The organism is Chamaesiphon sp. (assembly GCF_041738855.1).
Classification (GTDB): domain Bacteria; phylum Cyanobacteriota; class Cyanobacteriia; order Cyanobacteriales; family Chamaesiphonaceae; genus Chamaesiphon.
Genome location: NZ_JBGSPA010000216.1, coordinates 1 through 9,960, shown reverse-complemented (window position 1 = coordinate 9,960; position 9,960 = coordinate 1). Strand labels below are relative to the sequence as shown.

Annotated in this window: 10 protein-coding genes; 3 read left to right on the top strand and 7 right to left on the bottom strand. The window is 43.8% G+C overall.

The genetic code is table 11. The features are described from left to right. Positions 1–210: 210 nt before the first annotated feature. Positions 211–495, top strand: a complete 285-nt coding sequence (locus tag ACEW9I_RS24285) for a hypothetical protein (RefSeq protein ID WP_373542909.1) — start codon at positions 211–213, stop codon at positions 493–495. A 268-nt stretch (positions 496–763) separates the two neighbouring features. Here ACEW9I_RS24285 and cysS read toward each other — a convergent pair whose 3' ends face one another. From cysS to ACEW9I_RS24250, 7 genes are all read right to left on the bottom strand, one after another. Further along, a complete protein-coding gene (gene cysS, locus ACEW9I_RS24280) occupies positions 764–2,224 on the bottom strand; it encodes a cysteine--tRNA ligase (RefSeq protein ID WP_373542908.1) in 1,461 nt (486 codons plus the stop codon). 30 nt (positions 2,225–2,254) lie between these two features. Further along, positions 2,255–2,584, bottom strand: a complete 330-nt coding sequence (gene hisI, locus ACEW9I_RS24275; RefSeq protein WP_373542907.1) for a phosphoribosyl-AMP cyclohydrolase — start codon at positions 2,582–2,584, stop codon at positions 2,255–2,257. A gap of 8 nt (positions 2,585–2,592) precedes the next feature. Further along, positions 2,593–3,567 (bottom strand): GTP-binding protein, encoded by a 975-nt coding sequence (locus ACEW9I_RS24270; protein ID WP_373542906.1) that lies wholly within the window; start codon positions 3,565–3,567, stop codon positions 2,593–2,595. A 262-nt stretch (positions 3,568–3,829) separates the two neighbouring features. Beyond that, positions 3,830–4,468: a GTP cyclohydrolase I FolE gene (gene folE / locus ACEW9I_RS24265; protein ID WP_373542905.1), complete on the bottom strand. Its 639-nt coding sequence runs from the start codon at positions 4,466–4,468 to the stop codon at positions 3,830–3,832. A 54-nt stretch (positions 4,469–4,522) separates the two neighbouring features. Beyond that, positions 4,523–5,677 carry a GTP-binding protein gene (locus ACEW9I_RS24260; RefSeq protein WP_373542904.1) on the bottom strand — a complete coding sequence of 385 codons (1,155 nt, stop codon included), beginning with the start codon at positions 5,675–5,677 and terminating at the stop codon, positions 4,523–4,525. A gap of 14 nt (positions 5,678–5,691) precedes the next feature. After that, entirely contained in the window at positions 5,692–6,690 is a 999-nt protein-coding gene (locus ACEW9I_RS24255) for a GTP-binding protein (protein ID WP_373542903.1), read from the bottom strand. A gap of 10 nt (positions 6,691–6,700) precedes the next feature. Beyond that, positions 6,701–7,147, bottom strand: a complete 447-nt coding sequence (locus ACEW9I_RS24250; protein ID WP_373542902.1) for a SufE family protein — start codon at positions 7,145–7,147, stop codon at positions 6,701–6,703. Positions 7,148–7,451: 304 nt separating this feature from the next. Between ACEW9I_RS24250 and ACEW9I_RS24245 the strand changes: the two genes are divergently transcribed. Beyond that, the gene (locus ACEW9I_RS24245; protein WP_373542910.1) at positions 7,452–8,492 is read left to right on the top strand and encodes a formamidase; all 1,041 of its coding nucleotides are present in this window, start codon (positions 7,452–7,454) and stop codon (positions 8,490–8,492) included. Positions 8,493–8,671: 179 nt separating this feature from the next. Further along, a complete protein-coding gene (locus ACEW9I_RS24240; protein ID WP_373542901.1) occupies positions 8,672–9,832 on the top strand; it encodes an FAD/NAD(P)-binding protein in 1,161 nt (386 codons plus the stop codon). Positions 9,833–9,960: the final 128 nt, after the last annotated feature.

Sequence of the window (9,960 nt, the reverse complement as noted above, 5' to 3'; positions counted from 1 at the left end):
TCTCTCAGCTATTTTTATATCATTATGATTAGACAAAGTTATAGAGCGGGCAATCATGTTAATAAAAACTAATTTCTCAAATTTTTTCCATTACTAATCAATTTTTGGAAGACTATTCTCCTACTTTTTCAGCAAGCCCTATTTAGACCTGCAATTCAGAAAGCTGAAAAAACTATTTTCTTTAGAATGAATCGATCGACTTCGCCCTAAATGCACAGCCTTGTCATCAGAATCCTGCGGCGCGTTAGAGCACATGGTCGTGGAAAATGGGTATTTACCCCAAAAGACTTCCTCGACTTGGGGAATCGTGCGGCTGTAGATCGAGTAAAGATCGCCCAGTGGATCGATCGTCCAGGCGATCGCGTTATCCGTGCTTTATCGTGGTTGAGTAAAGATGCAGCCAGAGATCCAAACGCGATCGATACATTGAGATCGAATACTCCCGATCTCGTCAAAGCAGACTTAATGAAGGGTGTTGATAATTTGCGTGGATGAGATCGTTGGCAAAGCCTGCGCCTAGTGCAATCGTGCGGAACGTTTGTGACGAACGGCTGGTGAGTGCGTGAATGAAAGATTTCAGCAATTCCTAGCCTTGTCAGCAAGCGTTGGCATAGCCTACCGGAGGTAATCGTCGAGACGTGTTCGAGGCGACGGCTCAAGAGTTAGATCCAGTTGCAACTTATATTGAAAAAGATTTTTGGGTATCGATCGTTTTAGATATTCTTTACAATGGATTGTCAAACGATCGTCCCAAAATTTTAAATTATATCGATCGCTGCCACCTTATTTGTCCATCGGGTCGATCGATCGGTGTAATCCCCACTGCCAGTAGTTCATCGCGGATGCGATCGCTTTCGGCATAACGTTTTTCGGCTCGTGCTTGTTGCCGTTGTTGCAACAGTGATTCGATCCACACGGAATCAATCTCTAATCCAGTCTGTGCTTGCGCTTGAACCTCTAATCCAAACACCTGAGCTAGATGAATTAATGTCCGTGATTTCTGTTGTAATTGAATTTCTGATAACTCTTGTAAGCTTTCATAACAGCGCAAATTAAACTCTCGTTTGAGCGATTTAGCTAACTCAAATAACACCGCTAATCCAGCCGCTGTATTAAAATCATCATCCATCGCCGTCTGAAATTGGTTGAGCGCATTTACATCAAAATCTCCCGAACTTCGATCGAAAGTAAGGTCGATCTTTTGCCAATCCAGAGTCAAAGCATCCTTGAGGGTTTGCCAGCCATTCTCAGCCGCCGTAATTGACATCTCAGTAAAATCTAACGGCTTGCGGTAATGGGCTTGAAGTACAAATAGTCGAATTGCCATCGGATCGATCTGATGTGGACATCCCACCCATTTTCCATCCAACAAATCGCGAATCGTGGTGAAATTGCCCAAAGATTTAGACATCTTTTCACCATTCACCGTCACCATGCCATTGTGCAGCCAATAATTCGCCAACGGCTTACCCGTCAACACTTCTGACTGAGCGATTTCATTCTCATGGTGAGGAAATATCAAATCGCCACCACCGCCATGAATATCGATACTTTCCCCCAGCCGCGCCCGAATCATCGCCGAACACTCGATATGCCATCCAGGTCTACCTTTGCCCCAAGGCGAATCCCAGGCGGGTTCATCGGGCTTGGCAGCCTTCCACAGCGCGAAATCAAAAGGGTTTTGTTTCTTGGATTTTGGATCGTTGGGATCGACTCGTCCCCCCGCTCCCGCTTGCATCTGCTCCAATTTTCGCCCAGACAGTTTGCCATATTCCTCAAACTTGCTGACGTTGTAATAAACATCGCCATCTACAGCATAGGCATAGTCTTTAGCTTCCAAAGATTGAATCAGATCGTGGATGGCGGGAATATGTTCGGTGACGCGGGGATATTCATCGGCATCGAGAATATTCAGCCGTCGCATATCTGTAAAATAAGCCGCAATATATCGATCGACAATTGCCGCCATCGAGCTATTTTCCGCCTTAGCCCGATTCAAAATCTTGTCATCAATATCGGTAAAATTTTGGACATAACGCACCTGATAGCCGCGCCATTGTAAATACCGCCGCACCACATCCCAGCCGATATAAGATCTAGCATGACCTAAATGGCAATCATCATACACAGTTACGCCACAGCAATACATTGTAACTTTACCTGGTTCGAGGAGGGTAAATGGCTGTTTCGATCGAGTTAATGTGTTGTAGATTGTGATGCTCATGGTAAATATTGACTGTATTAAGACGTGGAATTAAACCCCTGATACTTCATTGAAAAAACAACTCCTTACCCCCGTATGACAAGCAACATCACCCACCTGTTCGATCTTTAATAGCAGAGTATCGGCATCGCAATCGTAGTAAACAGATTTAACTTTTTGGATATGCCCACTAGTTGCGCCCTTATGCCAAAGTTCGGCACGAGATCGGCTCCAGTAGTGAGCTTCTTTGGTGGCTAATGTTTGCTCGATCGATTCTTTATTCATCCACGCCATCATCAATACTGCCCCGTCCTGGTAATCTTGAGCAATTGCTGGAATTAATCCATTTTCATTGAATTTCAGTCGATCGATCCAAGTCATATTTATTACTACCCTAAACAGTTATTGAGACTTTGCATGAGGAAAAGTTTATCGAGTTTGCGTCCGATTAAGACCATTTGATTTTTCGGCGGATCGACCCATTCACTATCATCGATCGAGAACCGTTTACCACTCAGTTGAAATATATGCCGGAGTGGACTTTCATCAAACCAGAGAATCCCCTTTGCCCGAAATACATTTTCTGGTAATTGATGATCGAGGAACTGTTGAAACTTCTTGAGCACAATCGGACGATTGCTTTGAAAGGATATCGACATAAATCCGTCATTATTCAGATGCTGAGAATCTACATCAATATCTGTCATAGCCTTATCAAAAAAGTCTGGATCTGAAAGATTAGTATCGAGCAGCAGAGATAGTGGAACTATGCTATGTGCCGATCGCAAAATTCGCGCCCCTTCTTTAACAGACTTCAAAAAGTCTTCGACCTTATTTGCTCTTTCCTCAGAAACTAAGTCGGTTTTATTGAGGATGATAATATCACCACAAAAGATCTGGTCGATCGCCACATCGCTATTATAGTGTTCGATCGGTGTAAAAGATTCCGCATCCACGACAGTGACGATCGAATCTAAATGCGTAAAATCTCGTAGCTCAGTACCTAAAAACGTCATGGCGATCGGTAATGGATTGGCAACACCTGTCGTTTCAATTACCAGATAATCAATTCGATCGCGTCTAGTCAAGATCCGATATACCGCATCAGCAAAATCATCATTAATAGTACAGCAGATACAGCCATTCGTCAGTTCGATCGTATTTTTATCTTCATCGTCACCAACTTTAATTAACAATTGGCTATCGATGTTAATATCCCCGAATTCATTGACTAAAACAGCAACCTTATAGCCCTCAAAATTTTGAATGATATGATTGAGCAACGTAGTTTTACCGCTACCCAAAAATCCCGTCACGATCGTTACAGGTAACTTCTGCGGTGGTGCATCGAGTATATCTAGCATAAATAAATTGAATATTAAAAAGAGATACTTTTGCTATCCGTAATTGGCTTACCCCACCTTTTCCCAAAAACTAGAGGTAAAATCCCCTCCTTGGAACGAAAAGTGCGGTCTTGGGGCGCGACGTTTGTGGGGGAAGCTTCCCCCACAAAGCTCGCTTGTTTCCCCAAGTAGAGCACCTTTTCAAGAGAGGGGTGCCCGTAGGGCTGCTGGTTGGGTTCCCCGCCCAGTGGGGTGGGTAGATCCCCGCCACCACCCCAAAACCCTAATGAAAAGACGGACGGTGACGAATGAGATCCATAAACTCCTGACGAGTTCTGCCATCCTCCGCAAATACACCCTGCATCGAACTCGTCACAGTCCAAGAACCAGACTTCTGCACCCCGCGCATCACCATACACATGTGCGTCGCTTCAATCACCACCGCCACACCTTGCGGCTTTAATAACCCCTGAATTGCATTAGCAATTTGGGAAGTCAACCGCTCTTGTACTTGCAATCGACGGGCATACATTTCACAAATACGGGCGATTTTAGACAAACCAATTACCTTCCCATTGGGAATATACGCAACATGAGCGCGTCCGATAATTGGTAAAATGTGGTGTTCGCAAGAACTAAATAAATCGATGTCTCGTACTAGTACCATTTCATTTGCATCTTCATGAAACACCGCTCCATTGAGCAATTCATCCAGCGATTGATTATAGCCAGAAGTCAGATATTTAAGGGCTTTAACAACCCGTTTGGGTGTGTCGAGTAGTCCTTCTCGATCTGGATCTTCACCTAGCCCAATTAGCAGTGTCCTCACTGCTTGCTGCATTTCTGCTTCAGATACAGGGGGTTTGGATTCAGTGCTAATGAGTTGCTTACGGATATCGTCAGGTGAAATTGATAATGTCATGAGTAAGTTTTAGATTGGATGATTGGAAATTTACGGTTTAATTGACAACTAAAATTAGGCAAAGCAATCTGTTAAACGCTGTCGCAGATTATCTGCATCTAGGTTGCGTCCGATAAACACAAGCTGATTTTTAGGTACAGATTGCCACGGCTCACCATTGAGATTAAATCGCGCACCACTAAGTTGAAAAATATGCCGATCTTCACTACTTGTAAACCACAGAATTCCTTTGGCACGAAAGACTTCCGAAGGTAAATATACTTGTAAGAACGTTTCAAATTTCTTGACATCAAAAGGACGATCTCCTTCAAATGCGATCGAGACAAAGCCATCATTATCTAAATGGCTGGAATGGTGATGATGATGTTCATGAGCATGACGATCGTGATTATGAGTATCATGTTTTTCATGTGCATGTGCATGTTCGTGTTTATGAGCATCATGAGATCCATGATTATCATGTTCGTGAGCGTGATGTTTGTGACTATCTTGCTCAGTCTGTTCGTTGGCGTAGCCTTCGCTTTGCGAAATCTCTTCTTTAACTAAATCTGCATAATCATTTGGGTTATTGTATTCTACATCTAGAATTAGATTTAGTGGGACTTGCCCATGCTTGCTATGCAGGATTCTTGCACCTTCTTTGACCGATTTGATATAAGATTCTAAATTCAATATTTGTTCGGTGCTTGCTAGATCCGTCTTATTTAAAATTGTAATGTCAGCATAGGTAATCTGTTTGAATGCTGCTTCACTATCAAAGTGTTCGGGAGTGAATGTCTCAGAATCAACCATCGTCACGATCGAATCCAATCGCGTCATGTCCCGTAATTCTGTGCCCAAGAATGTCAAGATAATCGGTAATGGATCGGCGACTCCAGTAGTCTCAATCACCATGTAGTCAATCCGATCTTCGCGCTCCAGGATCTTATATACTGCTTCAACTAAATCTTCATTAATGGTGCAACAAATACAACCATTGCTAAGTTCTAGCATCCCTTCATCCACAGATACTAGCAATTGACTGTCGATATTGATATCGCCAAATTCATTAACTAACACTGCAATTTTTAAGCCCTGTCGATCGCTTAAAATATGATTTAATAGCGTAGTTTTACCACTACCCAAAAAACCAGTAATAATCGTCACAGGCATTCCCCGTTTGGGAACTTCGAGCGTAGCTGTGGCTGGATGCGTTATTGTTTGGGTCATGTAAATTTCTTAAATTAAATAGCAAGGCATTCAGTTAATTGCGTTCTAATTGCCTCAGCGTTCAAGTTTCGTCCAATAAATACTAGTTGATTAGCATTAGGTGGTGGAGAACGACTGGCGATCGATGATTCCGCCTGAACGCTCTGGATCTCATAACGTTTCCCACTCATTTGGAGAACATAACGCAATTGGCTACCCTGAAATTTGAAGATACCTTTAGCTCGATAAATATCTGAAGGTAATCGATCGAGAAAATCCTGAAACTTAGGCAAAATCAACGGCGCATCGCTCTCAAATGAAACTGCGATGAATCCATCATTTTCTAGATGATGAGAATGCTCGTGACTCGATTCGGACGATTTAAGAGTATACTTGAACCCTAAATCTAAAATTAATGTCAATGGTACTCGCCCATATTCAGTAGTAATAACTCTAGCTTTTGGGGCGATCGATTTAATATATTCTTCCAATTCGATCGCAACTTCAGGAGCAACTAAATCGGTCTTATTCAACAGAATAATATCTCCGAAAATCAGTTGATTTAACGCCGCTTCACTGCGGTAATGCTCGGACGTAAATGATGCTGCATCTACCAGCGTTAGTACCGAATCCAGCCTAGTCACCTGCTGTAAATCGGTAGTGGTAAAGCTTCGCACGATCGGCAATGGGTCGGCAATCCCTGTCGTTTCAATTACCAGATAATCCACTGATTCAGCCCGATCTACAATAGCCTTAACTGCATCAACTAAACTTTGATTAATCGTGCAGCAAATACAGCCATTAGCTAGTTGCACCATATTTTCATCCACAGCTACTAATAGTTGTGAATCAATATCGATATCCCCAAATTCATTCACAATTACCGCAACTTTCAAACCCTGCCGATTATTAAGAATATGGTTGAGTAGTGTTGTTTTTCCACTCCCCAGAAAACCCGTCACGATCGTCACAGGTATTTCAGCTTGAGACTTCAACACTGAATCTAGACAACTCTGTGCGACTAAATTGGACATAATTGTCTCCTTAATGCGAATAAGTCTCCGTCAAGTGACAAACTAATGCCCGCTTTTGCATCATCTGAAAAATGTTATAAAAACCATTAGCGCGAGAGGGAGTCAGGCTCACATCTAGTCCAGTTTGCTGAATAAAATGCGGCGTTAATTGCATAATTTCTGTAGGAGTCAACCCATCCAATCCTTCCACTAATAAACCCACTAATCCCTTCGTAATTTGGGCATCAGAATCGCCCTGAAAGCTGACTTTTCCCGCATCAACCGTCGCAATTACATAAACTTGTGATGCACAGCCGCTAACTCGATTCTCAGGGATTTTCTGGTCTTCGGGGAACGCCGGAAGACGTTTGGCAAAGTGGAGCAGGTACTCATACCGCCGTTTTGATTCCGATATTTGTTGGAAACGTTGGATGATTCGATCCAGTGCTGGTGGTAGTGGCTGGGAGACTGGCGACATATCAATCTGAGGCGAACCATTATTACAATAACGATAATCATTATCATGATATCGGATCTTTAGATAATTTGACAGATAATCATGATAATCATGCCGATCCAAATAACAATATCGCTCTTCTGCTCGATCGATTACCCGTAGAGCCTTCGCTATCGCTTGCCAGATCGAGAGCTAGCTGGGCTAGCTCACTCGGCATTTATAGAATGATAATCATTATCAAAATGTAGCCCCCACAACAGATTTCAACGTTGGGTTGTCATAAATTGAAAATGCTAAATCCAATTTGAAAGGAAGAGCAGCCAAAATGGGTAGTACTGGTAGCGTTAGTTCTTGGAGTGAATCACTCCTAGTTGCAATGATTCAATATCCCGTACCCGTCATTCGCGGGCCAGAGGATATCCAAACTCAGGTCAAACAGATTTGCCGAACAGTTGACAATACAAAAGCAGGTTATCCCGGTTTAGATTTGATTGTGATGCCAGAGTATTCAACTCAGGGCTTGAACACAAAAATCTGGACATACGATGAGATGCTATTGACGGTTGACAGTCCTGAAATTGACCAATTTCGGGCCGCATGTATCCGCAATAAAGTGTGGGGCGTATTCTCATTGATGGAAAAAAATGATGTTGAAGGGTTACCTCCCTTTAACACCGCCATTATTATTAACGACAAAGGTGAAATCGCCCTTCATTACCGTAAATTGCAACCGTGGGTGCCCATTGAACCTTGGTATCCAGGGAACTATGGAATGCCCGTCTGTGATGGCCCAAAAGGGTCGAAATTAGCAGTTTGTATCTGCCACGATGGGATGTTCCCTGAGTTAGCGCGGGAGGCTGCTTACAAGGGCTGTAACGTGTATATCCGCATCTCTGGTTATTCCACTCAAGTGAACGACCAATGGATTTGGACTAATCGCACCAATGCATGGCAAAACCTGATGTATACAATTTCAGTCAACCTTGCTGGTTATGATGAGGTGTTCTACTACTTCGGGGAAGGCACTGTTTGTAACTATGATGGCAATGTTATTCAGCAAGGACATCGCAATCCTTGGGAAATTGTTACCGCCGAATTATTCCCTCGCCTTGTAGATGAAGCACGCAAAAGCTGGGCGTTAGAAAATAATGTTTTCAACCTTGGTTGTCGCGGGTATGTTGGCAAACCTGGTGGCGAACGCGAGAATTATCTCACCTGGGTTCGCGATCTCGCCGAGGGCAAATATAAACTACCTTGGGATGCTGAAATTAAGATCAAAGATGGTTGGGAGTACTATCCAGATGGTGTGAAATTGGGCAAAATGCCGATCGCCCAACCAGCCGGAACCCCTGTTCTGACTTCATAGTTGCGTTTTCACGCTGGAGTTTTTTGAGCTGTTGTAGAGGGGGAAAGGGTGAATTAATATTTACCTTCCCCTCTTTTAGCGATCGAAAAAACTCTACCAAATAAATAACCGAAAAGTCTCTTCGCTAGTTTAATAGATAGAATGATAATCATTCTTGTCAATTAGCGAACAATTCATCCATGCTCGATCCATTAGCGACGCTCCCCGAATTCATCAATCTGGCAATTGTTGGGGCTGGCCCTCACGCGCTGACGCTCGTGACGCATCTATTACAGAAAAAGAAATCCATGCGCGGACGGTTCCGCGTCTTCGATCCCAGTGGTACCTGGATGAATCGATGGCATCATCAGTTTGCCGCCTTCGAGATCCCGCACTTGAGATCGCCAGCCGTCCATCAGCCAGATCCCGATCCTCATGCCCTGCGGACATTTGCCGAATCACGCCCTCACGACTTATTCGCCCCCTACGACTTGCCAGGAACTCAACTATTTCGAGATTTCTGCCAGGAAACGATTCGGCGGTGGCAATTGGAAGATTGCGTCTATCCAGCTCAAGTTGTTCGAGTCGAACCGATTATCGTTGGCGTAGCCTCTCCAGCGGAGAATCGCGGTCGTTCTCGCTTCTGTTTACACTTATCCAATGGGCAAACTATTATCGCCCGTAGAGTGGTCATTGCTAATGGTGGAGCCGTGCCGAATCTCCCTGACTGGGTGGGGCAAATTCCGACAAATTATCCCCAGGATCGGCTCTTGCATTCCCATCAAGTAGACCTGCGAGGATTGCATCTCCAGGGAGAAAGAGTCCTAATTGTCGGCGGAGGTCTAACCAGCGGACATCTAGCGTTAGGGGCAGTCGAACGCGGCGCACAGGTGCTATTAATGTCTCGCCGCAATGTTTATGACAAACTATTCGATGCCGATCCTGGTTGGATCGGGCCGAAATATCTCAAAGGTTTCTGGGCAGAACCAGATTTACATACTCGCTGGCAGATGATTCAACAAGCGCGAAATGGCGGCTCGATGACTCCAATGGTACTGTCTCAATTGCGGCGATTGGAACGAGATAGTCAGATTGAATTCTACGAGCAATGTGGTGTATCTCAAGTCAAATGGAATGATGATGGTTGGCAGGTACATTGCGATAATTCTGCCGTACATGAGTGCATTCATCATCAATCGATCGACCGAATTTGGGTTGCCACTGGTAGTCAGTTAGACGCTCGAAATCATCCTTTATTGCACGATGTTTTGGCTGCTCATCCAATTGAGGTTGTCAATGGTTTACCCGTCATTGACGAGCATCTGCGCTGGCAAGGCTGCGAGTTATTTAGGGCTTGCTGAAAAAGTAGGAGAATAGTCTTCCAAAAATTGATTAGTAATGGAAAAAATTTGAGAAATTAGTTTTTATTAACATGATTGCCCGCTCTATAACTTTGTCTAATCATAATGATATAAAAATAGCTGAGAGA